A 15,366-nucleotide genomic window follows, 5' to 3' on the forward strand; every position below is an offset into this window, starting at 1 on the left:
GCTTCAAGAAGGGTTCCCGCTCAAGCCTGACGCGGCCACACATTCCGTGCGGCCGCATCTCAAGCGAGCATCCCTTAAACCGTAAACACCTCGCGCCGAAGCAGCTCCCAGCTCTCCTTGTCCGGCGCGATCAGCAGGCCACCGTCGACATGCTGCGGCAGATAGGCTGAGCCATCGAAGCGCGCCGCGTAGCCGCCGGCTTCGACGCAGGCGAGCGTGCCGCCGAGGTGGTCCCAGGGCATCAGCTTGTTGTACATCAGATAATGCACATGGCCGCCGGCGAACGCCCGGTGTTCGTGGGCGGCGCAGCGATAGTTGCAGATGAAGCGGACCTTGGCGAGGTTGGCGAGCACTTCGGCGCGCTTGCCGGGCGCCAGAAAGCCCGTCGAGGCCATGCCGACCATCTGCTCGAGTGCGACAGGCTTGGCGACCGAAAGCCTCTGCGTATCGCCATCGGGACGCTTCAGCCATGCGCCGGCGCCCTTTTCGGCAATAACCCAGTCGTCGCCCATCGGATCGTAGATGATGCCGGCGATGCATTCGCCGTTCGCGACCACCGAGGCCATGACGCCGAAGGCGGGAATGCCCGAGGCGAAATTGAAGGTGCCGTCGACGGGGTCGACGATGATCGACAGCGACGCGTCCTTCAGCTTACCAAGCAGCGCCGGATCCGCTGCGACGGATTCCTCGCCGATGAACAGCGCCTCCGGCCACAGCGTCGCGACCTCGGCCTTGATCATACGCTCGGCTTCGAGATCGGCTTCCGTCACCAGATCGGTCGCCTCGGTCTTGGCGCGCACATCGTCGCTGCCGAGCCGGCGGAAGCGCGGCAATATTTCCGCCTTCGCCGCCCGCCGCAAGAGATCGGCAAGCGTCGTGACATCTATCCTGGAAACCATGGTTCATCCTTCCTGGCGCTGTGACATGTCGAAAGACTATGCCGCAATTTTGCGACAACGACATGTGTCAAAACAAGAGCTTACGCCCGCAACGAAATCAGGTCTTCGGCGCGGTATCGCCCGCCATCAGGCCGGCGAAGTCGAAAAGCTTGGGGTCGAGCAGATGCGACGGGTTCACATGCGAGAGCGCGCGCAGCATCGTGTCCTTGCGGCCGGGCATGCGGCGCTCGATATCGGCGAGCATGTCCTTCATGGCGTTGCGCTGCAGTCCGTCCTGCGAACCGCAGAGGTCGCAGGGGATGATCGGAAACTGCATGGCGGCGGCGAATTTCGCCATGTCGTCCTCGGCGCAATAGGCCAGCGGCCTGAGCACCATCAGGTCGCCCTCGTCGTTCAGGAGCTTGGCCGGCATCGAGGCCAGGCGGCCGCCGTGGAAGAAGTTCATGAAAAAGGTTTCGAGAATATCCTCGCGATGGTGGCCGAGCACCAGCGCGTCGCAACCTTCCTCGCGAGCGATACGATAGAGATTGCCGCGGCGCAGACGCGAACAGAGCGAGCAATAGGTACCGCCGGCCGGAACCTTCTCCTTCACGATCGAATAGGTGTCGCGATACTCGATCCGGTGCTTGACGCCGATCTTCGCCAGGTACTCAGGCAGGATATGCTTTGGAAAGTTCGGCTGGCCTTGATCGAGATTGCAGGCGACGAGCTCGACCGGCAGCAGGCCGCGCCATTGCAGGTCGAGCAGCAGTGCCAGCAGGCCATAGGAATCCTTCCCACCGGAAAGCCCGATAAGCCAGCGCTTTTGACCCTTGAGCATGCCGAAATCGTCGAAGGCCTGGCGCACCTGGCGCAGCAGCCGCTTGCGCAGCTTGTTGAACGAAACGGAGCTTGGCGCATCGGCAAACAGCGCATGCGCGATCGCGCCCTCGGTTTCAGGCGTTTCCAGCTCGTCTCCGATGCTTGGCGCGATATTGGCTGCGATATTCATTGTCTCATCCGTTCTGGCCCCAGGTCGAAACCAAATCCCGTCTAGCAGAAAGCCGCGCCACAACCCAGCATCAATCGCCGAAAACCGACCATCCCGTACGCGCCGCCAACATTTCCAGCGCAACGGCGCCGAGCTGCGAGTTGCCGACCTTGTTCAGCCCCGGCGACCAGACCGCGATCGAGGCGATACCGGGCGCCACCGCGAAGATGCCGCCGCCGACGCCGCTCTTGCCGGGAAGGCCGACGTGATAGGCGAAGTCACCGGATCCGTCATAATGGCCGCAAGTCAGCATCAGCGCATTGATGCGCCGCGCGCGCTTGGGCGAGACTACCGAATGGCCGGTCATCGGGTTCGCACCGCGGGCGGCGAGAAAGAGACCGGCGCGGGCCAGTTGCTCGCAGGTCATCGACAGCGCGCATTGGTGGAAATAGACGCCGAGCACATGCTCGACCGGATGATCGATGTTTTTGTAGGCGCGCATGAAATTGGCGAGCGCGAAATTGCGGTAGCCGGTCTGCGTCTCCGACTTGGCAACCTTGTCGTCGATCGTCACCGTCTCGTCATCGGCCAGATAGCGCACGAAGCGCAGGACCTCGCCGATCGCCTCGCGCGGCTCGTGTCCGGCAAGCACCACGTCGGCAACGGCAATCGCGCCGGCATTGATGAACGGGTTACGAGGGATGCCGGCTTCCTGCTCAAGCTGGACGATCGAGTTGAAGGAATTGCCTGAAGGCTCGCGCCCGACCCGCTTCCACAGCCCCTCGCCGACCTTGCCGAGCGCCAGCGTCAGCATGAAGACCTTGGAGATACTCTGGATCGAGAACGGCACGGCAGCATCGCCGACGCTATAGACCTTGCCATCGACAGTGACGACCGAGAGCCCGAACTGGGAGGGATCGATCTTGGCAAGCTCCGGAATATAGTCCGCGACCTTGCCCTCGCCGATACGCGGCTGGAGTTCGGTGTAGATACTGTCGAGGATTGCCTGCAAATCCGTCATCACGACCCCTCTCAAGATAACAAAAAAGCCGCCCCGAGAGGCGGCTTTTCCGTATGCGAAAACGCCTCGCGATTAACGCGAATAGAATTCGACCACCAGGTGCGGTTCCATGACAACAGCGTACGGTACGTCGCTGAGAGCCGGTACACGAGCGAAGGTAGCGACCATCTTGTTGTGGTCGACTTCGATGTACTCAGGAACGTCGCGTTCAGCCAGGCTGATAGCTTCGAGAACCGAAACCAGCTGCTTGGACTTCTGACGAACTTCGATGACGTCGCCGGCCTTGCAACGGTAGGAACCGATGTTGACGCGAACGCCGTTCACGGTCACGTGGCCGTGGTTGACGAACTGACGGGCAGCGAAGACGGTCGGAACGAACTTGGCGCGATAAACGATCGCATCCAGGCGGGATTCCAACAGACCGATGAGGTTTTCAGAAGTGTCGCCCTTGCGGCGAGCTGCTTCGGCGAAGATCGCGCGGAACTGCTTCTCGCGCAGGTCACCGTAGTAACCCTTGAGCTTCTGCTTGGCGCGCAACTGCACACCGAAGTCCGAGAGCTTGCCCTTGCGGCGCTGGCCGTGCTGGCCCGGGCCGTATTCGCGGCGGTTCACCGGGGACTTAGGACGGCCCCAGATGTTTTCGCCCATACGGCGGTCAATTTTGTACTTGGACGATTCGCGCTTGCTCATCGTATTTCCTTTCAGAGTGTTACGGCGGTCTGTTTCCAAACCGCTCGAAGGAAACACGCCCTCCTTTGGCCTCTTTGAGGGAGGCCCGACAGGATTTTCCGGTTACGCGAACTGGAAACTCCACGGGACATGTCAAATGAAACACGGGACATTGCTGCCCCGTGCTGGCGCGGTCTTTAGGGTGAAGTCACTGGAATGTCAATCACAATCCATGGCAGCACCGGCAAAACCGTATGATCTCGAGAAAGCCGGAACTGCTTGCTTCCAAGAAAGCCGGTACGGCTTACTTCATCGCTGCCTTCTGGACTTTAAGGCCAAGCGCGTCGCTGATCGTGTAGAACAGGTCGGTCTGGTCGGTCAAACCACTGACGTTGGCCGCACGCGGACCGTAGGCCGCGATACGCAGCTGCGCGCCGGTGTGACCCTGGTCGTCGACCTCGTCCGAGTTGCCGTAGCTGACGGCCATCACGGCGCCGTCCTTGGTCATCAGCGCTTCCGTCAGGCCGGGAGCCTTTGTGCTTGCATCGATGATCTGGCTGGCATGTGCGTGGTCGGCGGTGACGATGACGAGCGTATCGCCCTTCTGCTCCGCAAACCTCAGCGCCTCCTGAACGGCTTCGTCGAGGTCGACGGTCTCGCCGATCTGGCCGCAAGGGTTGGCGGCATGGTCCTGCTTGTCGATCGAGGCACCCTCGACCTGCAGGAAGAAGCCCTTCTCATTGGTGCTGAGGAGCTCGATCGCCTTCGACGTCATCTGCGCGAGCGTCGGAGTGGCGGCCGTGCGTTTCTCGTTTGGCTTGCAGACGACGGGCTCCTTCTCGACATTGCCGTAGTGGCTGGCCTGCGGGCCCTGCCAGCGGATCGGCATGTTGCCCTCGGCGAAGAGACCGAGAACCGGGGCGCTGTCATTGGCCTGCTTGACGGCGGCAAGCTCATCGGCGTTCGTGACGATCTTGTAGCCGCGCTCTTCGGCCTGCTGGCGCAGCGTCTTGCCCTTCCATTCGCCGGCCTTCGCCGTCTCGCCAAAGCTCTTGGCGCCGCCGCCGAGCGTCACGTCGGCGCGCGCATTGATCAGCTGCTCGGTGATCGAGCCCTTGCCGCCGTTTTCGAGCGCATTGCTGGCGCACTTCTCGGTGGTTGCTTCAGGACCGTAGCACTTGCGCTGCGTCACATGGGCGATCTGCACGGCAGGCGTCGCGTCCTGCAGCTCGGCGGTGGACACGTTGCCCGTGGCGAGACCGGCGGCCTTGGCCTTCTCCAGCAACGTCTCGTGCGCCTCTTCGCGGATATCGACGCCGATCGCACCGTTATAGCTCTTCACGCCCGTCGCCCAGGCAGTGCCCGATGCGGCGGAGTCGGTCACATAAGTCGGCTTGCCGGTCTTCTTGTCGAGCGAGTAATGGGTGTACTGGCCGGTGACAGGCAGCGCGTCGATGCCCTTGAAATACTGGCCGGCGCCGACGGCGTAGTTGCGCGCGATGGTGATTTCGGAATCACCCATGCCGTCGCCGATCAGGAGGATGACGTTCTTCGGGCGGCCGTCAACGATCGCGGCGCGGTAGGCTTCAGTGATGTCGCCGGAGATGCGGCGTGCGCCGCCGGGCGTGCTCAGGTCCTCGCTCGCGCCGCGCTCCATGAGCTTGGTCGCTGCGGCATCGGCGGCATGAACAGGCTGAATGGCAACGGTGGCAAGCAGCGCTGCTGCGAATGCGGTGATTGCACGGGTGGAATTCGACATGGCCAACATCTCCTCTGGGCAAAAGGTCTACGCCCGCGTGGGGCATGCGGGGTTATCCACCCCTGAGATGAACAGCATGTGACACGAGCAACCCTATCGTGTACCGAACGCCGATACACGACAAAAAACCGCAAGGCGGCTTTCCAGCTCGAAATGTGAATATGGAAGCTAGCCGCTTTTACTCAGCAGCCGACTGCAAGTCATCCGCGTCGGGAGCGTTGGCATCACCAGGCGCCGTCTGGCAGTTGATGTCGGGGAAAGCGACGATGCGCTTGCCCGAGAAATCCGTGTGGACGACCACCGTCCCCTGCTCCTCGAAATAGCCGAGGAGACGCCGGGCGCGACGCGCGGAATGCGTGCCATAGGCGCGCGCGATGCGGGCGTCTGACGGGCAAGGCTCGCCGCACACGGCCGCCTTGGCGAGCATCAGAAATACGCCCTGCAGATCATCGGTCACGCTTGATGACAGCGACAGGGCCGTTGCCCATGCTTCCGTCCCGGCGGTCTCGGGATCGACGCCCGAGCGCGATACCGCGACGCGGCGGCGGAATTCCGGCAGCGACATCGGCGATCCCGGCACGCGGCGCATGCGAAGGCGCACGAGGAACTCCTGGTAAAGCACCGAATCCGTGCGAAAACCCGAACCCGGATCGTCGAGGATTTCGCTCAATACGGCCGAGACGCGCTCCTCGCGGTCTTCCGCCGACATTTCCGGCTGGCTGGCGCGGCCTTCGACCGGCTGCGGCGCGGTGGCGGCGGGTGCGGAGCGCGAAAGCTCGGCCAGGATATCGGTTGTCGGGCGTGGCGCGGGTGCAGCGCGGCGCACGATCGGCCGCTGGAACTCTTCGGGATCCGGCGTGAAGATCAGGTCTTCGACATCCTGCGGCGAGTCCGGTAGCGGCATCAGCTTTGGGCTCGACGAACGCGCCGAGGTCTCGACATTGCCGATCTGGATCGGCAGCGGACGGCGCGACAGAGCCGGGCCGAGTGCCACGAAATTACCGCGCTTCAGGTCGCGGAACATTTCCGCCTGGCGCCGGTCCATGCCGAGCAGGTCGGCGGCGCGCGCCATGTCGATATCGAGGAAGGTGCGGCCCATCAGGAAGTTCGAGGCTTCGGCAGCGACATTCTTGGCGAGCTTGGCCAGACGCTGCGTGGCGATGACGCCGGCGAGACCGCGCTTACGGCCACGGCACATCAGGTTGGTCATCGCGCCGAGCGACATCTTGCGCGCATCGTCCGAGACTTCGCCGGCAACCGACGGGGCAAACATCTGCGCTTCGTCGACGACGACGAGAACCGGATACCAGAATTCGCGATCGGCATCGAACATGCCGTTGAGGAAGGCGGCGGCGGCGCGCATCTGCTGCTCGATCTCGAGCCCTTCGAGCGTGAGCACGCAGGAGACGCGGTGCTGGCGAATACGATTCGCAATGCCCGCAAGCTCTGCCTCCGTGCGCTCGCCATCGACGACCACGTGGCCGAACTTGTCGCTCAACGTGACGAAATCGCCCTCGGGATCGATGATGACCTGCTGCACCCACGGCGCGGATTGCTCGAGCAGGCGTCGCAACAGGTGCGACTTGCCGGAGCCGGAATTGCCCTGAACAAGGAGACGGGTCGCCAGAAGCTCCTCGATATCGAGCGTGGCCGGATTGCCTCCCGACGCCGATCCCATATCGATACCAACCTGCAAGTCCCATTCCCCTTCTGAAATCAACGCCACTCTTTAGCAGATTCGCAGTGGAATGCTCGGCCTACCGAACAAAACCCACAACCAATCACACCTTTTCGAATCAGGCCGCCTTGTCCGCCACGGCCGCGCTTGCTTGGCTCTCGGCGCGCGGGATCAGCATGCGGGTGAAAAGCAGGCTGACGGCCAGCGGAATGAGCAGGATACCCAGCCCGACACGCAGCCCGAACGCTTCGGCGACGAAGCCAATCGCCGGCGGACCGACGAGGAAGCCGCTGAGCGCGATAAAGGTCAGGATGGCGACGCTGGAAGCCGCCGGCCGGTCCGTCAGGCTGGCCGATGCCGTCACCGCCAGCGGGAAGCCGACCGAGACGCCGACGCCAATCGCAGCGAAGCCGATCAACGCCACCGCCGTGTTCGGTGCCAAGAGCACGATCACCATGCCGGCAAGCGACGCGCAGCCGCAGGCCCGGGCGATGGCAACGGCGCCGAAGCGGCTCTTCATGTAATCGCCGCCGAAACGCCCCGTCGCCACGAGGCAGGCGAAGACGGAGTAGCCGAGACCGGTCAGCGCGCCGGTCGCAAACAGCACGTCGCGCAGATAGACCGCCGACCAGTCGGCGATCGCGCCCTCGGTCATGGTGATGCCGAAGGTGAAGGCGCAGATGCCGAGAAGGGCGGCACTCGGCAGCTTGAACGGCGCGCTTTGCGCATGCGATGCCTCGGCAGACGGGTCGGGGCCGAGCGGCAACCGCACGCTGACGAAGAGCGCGATCGGCAGCACCAGCAGCGCGATCAGGGCGATCGACCAGTTCGCCGGCAAATGCAACGCCGCGGCCCCCACGCCGAGCAAGCTGCCCGCCATGATGCCGAGGCTCCAGAAGCCATGGCAGCGGCTCATGATCATCAACCCGGTCGTCTTCTCCGCCCGGTCGGCCTCGACATTGAGCCCAAGCTCAAGCGTCGACAGCGTGACGCCAAGGATCATCAGCGCGAAGAACAACGTCGTGATGTTGTCGGCGAAGGCCGGTAGCGAGACGACCGCGAGAAAGGCCACGAAACCATAGATAATCGTCGCGTGCCCGCCGATTTTCGCGACCAGCCGGCCGGCGAAGGGCAAGGTCATCAGCGTACCGATCGGCAGCCCGAGCAGCGCGATGGCGAGATCGGCCGGCCCCATGCCAAGCTTCGCCTGCACATCGGGTATGCGCGGCAGCCAGCTGCCGAAGGCGATCGGCTGCAGAAAGAAGATCAGCATCACAAGTCTTTGAAACGACATAAGACATTCCCCTGTTCGCGTCAGGGAGCCGAAGCCCGCGAACGATTCTCCATCTGTGAGCTTGCGATATCGGCATCGCGAAGGAAAGCGCCGACGGCGCGGAAGATCGCCGCAACGAGGCGATGTCACCTGATGGTGAGACCAAATCCCTGCATCAGCCGTTTCGTCGAAAAATCCGGATTGCCCGAGGTGAAGACGGCGAAGTCGAAATTGTCGGGATGGACGGCATCGGCCACTTCAGGGACGAGGCTGCGCGCGCGCCGGGCAATCGCCTCGGCCGGATCGAGCCAATCCACCGGCCACGGCGCCAGTCTCCGGAAGATGTTGGCCATGAACGGATAGTGCGTGCAGGCAAGCACGACGATATCCGTCTTCCTGCCATCCTTCTCGACGAAGCACTGGGCGATCTCGCCCATGACAGCCTCATCGGAGAGCGTATCACCGCGAATATAGGCTTCCGCCATGCGGGCGAGGTTTTCCGAGCCGACGAGGCGCACATGGCACTGCTGCGCGAAGGACTGGATCAGGTCGCGCGTGTAGGCGCGCTTTACGGTTCCGGGTGTCGCGAGCACCGAGACGAGGCCCGAGCGCGTCCGCTCCGCCGCCGGCTTGATCGCCGGCACGGTGCCGACGAAGGTCATGCCGGGAAATGCGGCGCGCAAGTCGGCGCCGGCAAGTGTGAAGGCCGTGTTGCAGGCGATGATGCAGACCTCGGGGTCGTGCTCGCGAAGCAGCCGGGCGAAGAGATCGATGATCCGCTCCTTCAGCGCCTGCTCTTCCCAGCCGCCATAGGGAAAGCCGGCATCGTCGGCCACATAGATGAAACCGCGTTCGGGCATCAACACCCGCGCCTCGCGCAGCACCGTCAGCCCGCCAATGCCTGAATCGAAGACTAGGATTGGTTTCAGCTCATGCGTCGCTGCTGTCATCTTCCTGCTGTTCCTTGACGTCTGCGGGCGCCCGGCTTCCGCGCGGATATTGCCGCGAGAAACGGTCGAGGGAGGAGATCACGCCGCGCATCACGCTGATTTCCTGCTCCGTGAAGGCGCGGCGGGAAAGGACTGCCCGGAGATTGTCGATCATTTTCGGCTTTTTCGCGGGCGGATGGAAATAATTGCGCGAATCCAGCGCCTCTTCCAACTGGTCGTAGAGCCCGTGCAATTGTTCCTTCGTCGATGGCGTCTGCTCCATCGCCTGGAAGGGAACGCTGCCGAGATCCTCCATACCCGATTTCATCCACTCATAGGACATCAGGAGCACGGCCTGCGCGATATTGAGCGAGGCAAAGGCGGGGTTGACCGGGAAGGTCACGATCTCGTCGGCCAGCGCCACCTCTTCGTTGGAGAGGCCCCAGCGCTCGCGCCCAAAGAGGATGCCGGTCCCCTCGCCCGCCGTAAACCGCGCACGCAACGTCTGCGCCGCCACCACAGGCGAACGCACTGGCTTGAAGCCGTCCCGCTCGCGCGCCGTCGTCGCATAGACGAAGTTGAGATCGGCGATTGCCTCCTCCAGCGTGTCGAACACCTTGGTGCCCTCGATCACGTGATCGGCCTTTGACGCGGCGGCCTGCGCCTTCTCGTTTGGCCATCCGTCGCGCGGATTGACGAGGCGCAGTTCGGAGAGACCGAAATTCGCCATGGCGCGCGCCACCATCCCGATATTCTCGCCCATCTGCGGTTCGACCAGAATGATGACGGGACCTTCCGTCAGAAGAAGACGCTCGCTGTTCGTGCCTGCCATGAAGTCAAAATCCTTTTGCTAGGCGCGGAAATAGCCAAGACGGGCTGAAACGGCAAGGCTTATGCGTCCGGATACAGCCGCTCCAGCGTCAAGCCAATCATCTCAAGCCCTTGCCGCCATCCCTTGCTGGCGTGCGGATGGTGACGCGAGGTCGATACGGGGATCTTGCGATCGACGAAGAAGCATTCCGAGCGGCGCGCCGATGCCGAGGCGACGCGGGCGAGATTGGTCTCGATCAATTGGTGCGCGTCGTCGCTGGTGATCGAAGCCTCCCGGTTCTTGGCCATCATCCGCGCCCAGTAGGTGGCGGCGAGGAAGATCGCCAGCGTCTGCCGGACCTGTCCCGGCCTGGTGACAACAGACCATGACGACCCAAGCGGCCGCGCCGTCGTCGCCAGATCCTTGTAGGCGGCGTCCAGCGTCTGCGACAGGCCGATAAGCCTGTGTCGCGGCTCGCCGGCGGCGGTGGCCTTCAGCAGCGTGTCCAAAGCAGCAAACCATTTGTCCAGCACGAGGTCGAGCGCGCCGCGGGTGCGGGCTGGAAAGACGACGAAGGCGACCAGCGTGCCGACGGCCGCGCCGAGCGCTGTTTCCTCGACACGCAGCAGAAGCAGGTCGAGCGTCAGCGATCCGATCATCCCGTAAACCAGGCAAAGCGCGATCGACACGAAGAAGGTCATCGTCGCATAGCTTGTCTGCAGGAAGTAGAAGGCGAGGAAAATGGAGACGCTCGTGATTGCGAGCGCCGGAGCCAGATGGCCGCTCAGCAGCGTCGCGAGCAGAAGCCCGATACCGATCCCGAACAGCGTGCCCACCGAACGCTGCAGCGCCTTCATCGCCGTATCGCCTCGGGAATTGGTGTTGGTGAAGACGAGGAAGGAGGCGAGCACCGCCCAGAACCAGCGCTCACGCGACAGGCCGAGACCGAGCGTCATGGCGATCGCCGCGGCGACGGTGATCTGCAGCGCCGAGCGCATCAACGGATTGCGCAACGAGAAATCCAACTGAGACGCTGAAGCCGGCGCCTCGGCCACGGCGGCGATATCGGCGAAACCCGTCCGGTTGCCCTCATCGATAGTCTCGACGAGCTCAGCCCGCGCATTGCCGAGCCTGATCAGCGCGCGTGTCGCCTCGGCCGAGGGGCCCTCGTCATCCTCGCCGGGCGGACGTACGTTATGCCCCTCGATGACGCGATGTACCAGTTCAAAGGGCGGCAGCGATTGCGAGCAGAGCATGATCGCCCCCTCCGCCGCCAGATGCGCGTCGAAGAGACGGATCGCCAGTTCGCCCGCCGGCTCGGTGCCGGGATCGAATACGCCACTTGGGGGTCTGGGAATGAAGCTCTCGGCCATCAGCACCACGTCCTTCAGCCGCTCCTCCAACTGATTGAGCTCCTGCCGGTCGGCATCGGAAACCCGCTCCTCCGCCGCAAGTGCGGCGATCTTGAAGAGGATCTGGTTGATCCGCCCCTGCACGCTTTCGAGCGACCGCAACAGATCGCGCCGCCAGTCATCAGGAAGCACGACGGAGCGCACCGCATGCGCGATCAGCGAGGAGACGATCGGGCCGATCGCCACCAAGGGCAGCTCGGCAAGCGGCGGCTGGAAATAGGCGCCGAGGAAATACGACATGAAGGCGAACATGCCGATCGCATGGCCGCGCGGTCCGAAGACGCGCGCGGAGGCCGCGAGGAAGATGATCAGAAGAAAGACGGCGTCGGAGATCAGCCGGTGCCCTTCCAGCCCGGCGGCGATGACCACGACGACCAGACTGGCGGCGCAGCCGAGAAGCCGGGTCACCAGCTGCCGCCCGCCGCCCTTGTCGCGCACCGCGACACCGCCCTCGATCGCCAGCACGATCCCGAGCCCGTAAGAGGCTATCGGCAGCGGAAACAGCAGTGAATGGATGACCAGCAGGACACCGAAGGAGAGCGCCACCGACAGCGTGACGCGCAGAGCCATCCTCAGCCGCGACAGAGCCGGATCGTTGGCTAGCAGCCAATCTCGGAAATCAAAACCGGAAAACAAAGAGTTCGAGCCCCGGAGCGGAGGAATGGTGTTTCACCGCTCACATATCGCCAAGGCTCTTAAAAGCAAATCAATCTTGCCGTCGAAAGCGTCCCGAGCGAGAGCTTGTCACTGCCTCTTGTCACTGCCCCTTGGCGATCTGCACCATGGTGTTCTTCAGCGAGTTCGCCGGCTGGCCGGGATCGCCTTCGGTAAACACGTCGTCGACGACAGCCTTGCCGCCCTCTTCCAGCACCTCGAAGCGAACGGTCGTCAGCGCCTGCTTGTCGTCGATCCCATCCATGCAGGTCTGCTTCTTGAACGTGACCACCACTTCCGTCGCGCCGTTTTCGCCGGGCTTCGGCGTATAGGTCATGTCCTGCAGCGGGCAAGCATCCTCGCCATTGACGATGACGTCGTAATCGAACGGCGACACGCCATCCTCGTCGGCAGCAGGGTTCTGCATCGCCGCGCGGTACTTGGCGACGAAATCCTTGCTGTAGATCCGCGTCAGCCTGCTCTCGTCGAAGATGTCCTGCCAGTCTTCGTCGGCGCCCGACCAGTTCTTGGTCGTGGCTTCCATGATCTCCTTGACCGGCGCCGTCGCGTCAGCGGCGAATACCGTGGCGGTGAGGCCGAGCAAGGCGGCAAAGGCAAGTGAAATCGTCTTCATGATCAAATGTCCGAGGCAATGGTTTTGCGCGGAGACTAGCCATTTTCCGTGTCTTGGCAATGGCGCAAAAACACACAAATCGGCCCTGCTTGCGGCTTTGCACTCCGGGCGCACAATGCTATAGCCCACGTGATTTTATATCACCCACCAGGGACGCATGTCCCTCAAAAGCTTAACGAGGCAGATACATGAAGAAGATCAAGGTCGCCAACCCCGTCGCCGATCTCGACGGCGATGAAATGACGCGCATCATCTGGCAGCTTATCAAGGACAAGCTGATCCATCCGTATCTCGACCTCGACATCGACTATTTCGACCTCTCCGTCGAAAACCGCGACGCCACCAACGACCAGGTGACTGTTGATGCCGCCAACGCCATCAAGAAGCACGGCGTCGGCATCAAGTGCGCGACGATCACGCCGGATGAAGACCGCGTCAAGGAATTCAACCTCAAGCAGATGTGGAAGAGCCCGAACGGCACGATCCGCAACATCCTCGGCGGCGTCATCTTCCGCGAACCGATCATCTGCCAGAACGTTCCGCGCCTCGTTCCCGGCTGGACCAAGCCGATCGTCGTCGGCCGTCACGCCTTCGGCGACCAGTACCGCGCCACCGATTTCAAGTTCCCGGGCAAGGGCAAGCTGACCATCAAGTTTGTCGGTGAAGACGGCCAGGTCATCGAAAAGGAAGTATTCGACGCTCCCGGCGCCGGCGTGGCCATGGCCATGTACAACCTCGACGAGTCGATCCGCGAATTCGCCCGCGCCTCGATGATGTACGGCCTGATGCGCAAGTGGCCGGTTTACCTGTCGACCAAGAACACCATCCTCAAGGCCTATGACGGCCGCTTCAAGGACATCTTCCAGGAAGTCTACGAGGCTGAATTCCAGGATCAGTTCAAGGAAATCGGCATCACCTACGAGCACCGCCTGATCGACGACATGGTCGCATCCGCTCTGAAGTGGTCCGGCGGCTATGTCTGGGCCTGCAAGAACTACGACGGCGACGTGCAGTCCGACACCGTTGCCCAGGGCTTCGGCTCGCTCGGCCTGATGACCTCCGTTCTGCTCACGCCGGATGGCAAGACCGTCGAAGCCGAAGCCGCACATGGCACGGTGACGCGTCACTACCGCCAGCACCAGAAGGGCCAGGAAACCTCGACCAACTCGATCGCCTCGATCTTCGCCTGGACCCGTGGCCTCGCGCACCGCGCCAAGCTCGACGACAACGCCGAACTGGCGAAGTTCGCGGCCACGCTCGAAAAGGTCTGCGTCGACACGGTCGAAGCCGGCTTCATGACCAAGGACCTGGCGCTGCTGATCGGCCCAGATCAGCCCTGGCTCTCGACCACGGCTTTCCTCGACAAGATCGACGAAAACCTGCAGAAGGCCATGGCATAAGCCATCCAGAATATGCGAACGATGCGGCGGGGTTTTCCCCGCCGTTTTCGTTTCAGGGACATCAGGAGGGGAACAATAAGATGACCACGACCATCCGCCCGCTAAAGCCATCGGACCGCAGCGCCTGGGAGCCGCTCTGGACCGGCTATCAGCGCTTCTACGAAGTCGCGATCCCCGAGGAGACCACGGACCTGACCTGGGGCCGTTTCCATGACCCCGCGGAGCCGATGCACGCACTCGGCGCCTTCGATGGCGACGGCAGGCTGGTCGGCATCGTGCACGCGATCTTTCACCGCTCCACCTGGTTGCCGAAATGGACCTGCTACCTGCAGGATCTCTATGTCGACGACAGCCAACGCGGGCTCGGAACCGGCGCGGCATTGATCGAGGCCGTCGCCGATCTTGCGCGCGAGCATGGCGCCGGCCGGCTCTACTGGATGACCCACGAGACCAACGCCACGGCCCGCAAGCTTTACGACCGCATTGCCGAGCGCTCCGGCTTCATCCAGTATCGCAAGGCGCTCTGACTGGTACCGCTACTGCCAAAATCTGACATCGCCATGCCATAGACGTTGCCTCGCCGCTGGCCCGCGCCAGTTATGTAAAAAACGAGGAGAACACCATGGCCGACGAACTGATATTCTACACCAACCCGATGTCACGCGGACGGATCGCCCGCTGGATGCTGGAGGAAACCGGCGCTCCCTATACGACCGAGGTCCTCGGCTTCGAAAGCAGCATGAAGGCGCCGGATTATCTTGCCATCAACCCGATGGGCAAGGTGCCGGCGATCCGCCACGGCAAGACTGTCGTCACCGAATGCGCCGCCATCTGCGCCTATCTGGCCGAAGCTTTTCCGGAAGCAGGCCTTGCGCCGACGGCCGAAGAACGCGGCAGCTACTATCGCTGGATGTTCTTCGCCGCGGGCCCGCTGGAAGCAGCCACCACCAACCGCGCCCTCGGCTTCCACACGCCGGCAGACAAGAGCCGGATGGCGGGATATGGCAGCTATGCCGACGTGATGGACACGCTCGAAAAAGCCGTCAGTGCCTCGCCCTATATCGCCGGCAACCGCTTTACGGCGGCCGACGTCTATGTCGGCTCGCATGTCGGCTGGGGCCTCGGATTCGGCACCTTCGAGAAACGCCAAGCCTTTGCCGATTACGTCGCCCGCGTCACCGACCGTGCCGCCTATAAGAAGGCGAACATAATCGATGACGAAGCCACCAAGGCGCTGCAGAAGAGCGCCTGACGGGC

14 protein-coding genes are annotated in these 15,366 nt (G+C 62.9%); 3 read left to right on the forward strand and 11 right to left on the reverse strand.

All coding sequences use genetic code 11. The annotated features are described in order from the left end of the window. Positions 1 to 74: 74 nt before the first annotated feature. From ACIQUB_RS27960 to ACIQUB_RS28010, 11 genes are all read right to left on the reverse strand, one after another. Positions 75 to 899: an inositol monophosphatase family protein gene (locus tag ACIQUB_RS27960; RefSeq protein ID WP_113236617.1), complete on the reverse strand. Its 825-nt coding sequence runs from the start codon at positions 897 to 899 to the stop codon at positions 75 to 77. Positions 900 to 996: 97 nt separating this feature from the next. Continuing rightward, a complete protein-coding gene (gene ttcA / locus ACIQUB_RS27965) occupies positions 997 to 1,890 on the reverse strand; it encodes a tRNA 2-thiocytidine(32) synthetase TtcA (protein ID WP_113236616.1) in 894 nt (297 codons plus the stop codon). Positions 1,891 to 1,960: 70 nt separating this feature from the next. Further along, complete coding sequence (locus ACIQUB_RS27970; RefSeq protein ID WP_113236615.1) at positions 1,961 to 2,890, reverse strand: glutaminase; 930 nt, start codon at positions 2,888 to 2,890, stop codon at positions 1,961 to 1,963. A gap of 72 nt (positions 2,891 to 2,962) precedes the next feature. Next, the gene (rpsD, locus tag ACIQUB_RS27975; protein WP_018902188.1) at positions 2,963 to 3,580 is read right to left on the reverse strand and encodes a 30S ribosomal protein S4; all 618 of its coding nucleotides are present in this window, start codon (positions 3,578 to 3,580) and stop codon (positions 2,963 to 2,965) included. Positions 3,581 to 3,863: 283 nt separating this feature from the next. Then, a complete protein-coding gene (gene phoA, locus ACIQUB_RS27980; protein ID WP_113236614.1) occupies positions 3,864 to 5,318 on the reverse strand; it encodes an alkaline phosphatase in 1,455 nt (484 codons plus the stop codon). A 178-nt stretch (positions 5,319 to 5,496) separates the two neighbouring features. After that, positions 5,497 to 7,014 (reverse strand): ATP-binding protein, encoded by a 1,518-nt coding sequence (locus ACIQUB_RS27985; protein ID WP_113236613.1) that lies wholly within the window; start codon positions 7,012 to 7,014, stop codon positions 5,497 to 5,499. 100 nt (positions 7,015 to 7,114) lie between these two features. Beyond that, positions 7,115 to 8,290 (reverse strand): MFS transporter, encoded by a 1,176-nt coding sequence (locus ACIQUB_RS27990; protein WP_113236612.1) that lies wholly within the window; start codon positions 8,288 to 8,290, stop codon positions 7,115 to 7,117. Between the two features lie 125 nt (positions 8,291 to 8,415). Continuing rightward, the gene (murI, locus tag ACIQUB_RS27995; RefSeq protein ID WP_113236611.1) at positions 8,416 to 9,219 is read right to left on the reverse strand and encodes a glutamate racemase; all 804 of its coding nucleotides are present in this window, start codon (positions 9,217 to 9,219) and stop codon (positions 8,416 to 8,418) included. Beyond that, positions 9,200 to 10,030 (reverse strand): RNA methyltransferase, encoded by an 831-nt coding sequence (locus ACIQUB_RS28000; protein ID WP_113236610.1) that lies wholly within the window; start codon positions 10,028 to 10,030, stop codon positions 9,200 to 9,202. The genes murI and ACIQUB_RS28000 overlap by 20 nt, the downstream gene beginning before the upstream one ends. Positions 10,031 to 10,089: 59 nt before the next feature. Then, positions 10,090 to 12,057 carry an FUSC family protein gene (locus ACIQUB_RS28005; RefSeq protein WP_113236609.1) on the reverse strand — a complete coding sequence of 656 codons (1,968 nt, stop codon included), beginning with the start codon at positions 12,055 to 12,057 and terminating at the stop codon, positions 10,090 to 10,092. A gap of 121 nt (positions 12,058 to 12,178) precedes the next feature. Beyond that, on the reverse strand, positions 12,179 to 12,709 hold the full coding sequence (locus tag ACIQUB_RS28010) for a hypothetical protein (RefSeq protein WP_047512200.1): 531 nt from the start codon (positions 12,707 to 12,709) through the stop codon (positions 12,179 to 12,181). Positions 12,710 to 12,897: 188 nt separating this feature from the next. Between ACIQUB_RS28010 and ACIQUB_RS28015 the strand changes: the two genes are divergently transcribed. From ACIQUB_RS28015 to ACIQUB_RS28025, 3 genes are all read left to right on the forward strand, one after another. After that, entirely contained in the window at positions 12,898 to 14,109 is a 1,212-nt protein-coding gene (locus ACIQUB_RS28015) for an NADP-dependent isocitrate dehydrogenase (protein WP_113236608.1), read from the forward strand. 80 nt (positions 14,110 to 14,189) lie between these two features. Further along, positions 14,190 to 14,636, forward strand: coding sequence for a GNAT family N-acetyltransferase (locus tag ACIQUB_RS28020; protein WP_113236607.1), 447 nt, complete (start codon positions 14,190 to 14,192; stop codon positions 14,634 to 14,636). 95 nt (positions 14,637 to 14,731) lie between these two features. Next, positions 14,732 to 15,361 (forward strand): glutathione S-transferase family protein, encoded by a 630-nt coding sequence (locus ACIQUB_RS28025; protein WP_113236606.1) that lies wholly within the window; start codon positions 14,732 to 14,734, stop codon positions 15,359 to 15,361. Positions 15,362 to 15,366: the final 5 nt, after the last annotated feature.

It is taken from the genome of Rhizobium sp. NPDC090275, assembly GCF_044772225.1.
Classification (GTDB): Bacteria; Pseudomonadota; Alphaproteobacteria; order Rhizobiales; family Rhizobiaceae; genus Rhizobium.

Coding starts and splice junctions, on each gene's coding strand:
- ACIQUB_RS28000 (WP_113236610.1), bottom strand. CDS start 10,030: ATGGCAGGCACGAACAGCGAGCGTCTTCTTCTGACGGAAGGTCCCGTC.
- ACIQUB_RS28015 (WP_113236608.1), top strand. CDS start 12,898: ATGAAGAAGATCAAGGTCGCCAACCCCGTCGCCGATCTCGACGGCGAT.
- ACIQUB_RS27960 (WP_113236617.1), bottom strand. CDS start 899: ATGGTTTCCAGGATAGATGTCACGACGCTTGCCGATCTCTTGCGGCGG.
- ACIQUB_RS28025 (WP_113236606.1), top strand. CDS start 14,732: ATGGCCGACGAACTGATATTCTACACCAACCCGATGTCACGCGGACGG.
- murI (WP_113236611.1), bottom strand. CDS start 9,219: ATGACAGCAGCGACGCATGAGCTGAAACCAATCCTAGTCTTCGATTCA.
- ACIQUB_RS27970 (WP_113236615.1), bottom strand. CDS start 2,890: ATGACGGATTTGCAGGCAATCCTCGACAGTATCTACACCGAACTCCAG.
- ACIQUB_RS28010 (WP_047512200.1), bottom strand. CDS start 12,709: ATGAAGACGATTTCACTTGCCTTTGCCGCCTTGCTCGGCCTCACCGCC.
- ttcA (WP_113236616.1), bottom strand. CDS start 1,890: ATGAATATCGCAGCCAATATCGCGCCAAGCATCGGAGACGAGCTGGAA.
- phoA (WP_113236614.1), bottom strand. CDS start 5,318: ATGTCGAATTCCACCCGTGCAATCACCGCATTCGCAGCAGCGCTGCTT.
- ACIQUB_RS27990 (WP_113236612.1), bottom strand. CDS start 8,290: ATGTCGTTTCAAAGACTTGTGATGCTGATCTTCTTTCTGCAGCCGATC.
- ACIQUB_RS28020 (WP_113236607.1), top strand. CDS start 14,190: ATGACCACGACCATCCGCCCGCTAAAGCCATCGGACCGCAGCGCCTGG.
- rpsD (WP_018902188.1), bottom strand. CDS start 3,580: ATGAGCAAGCGCGAATCGTCCAAGTACAAAATTGACCGCCGTATGGGC.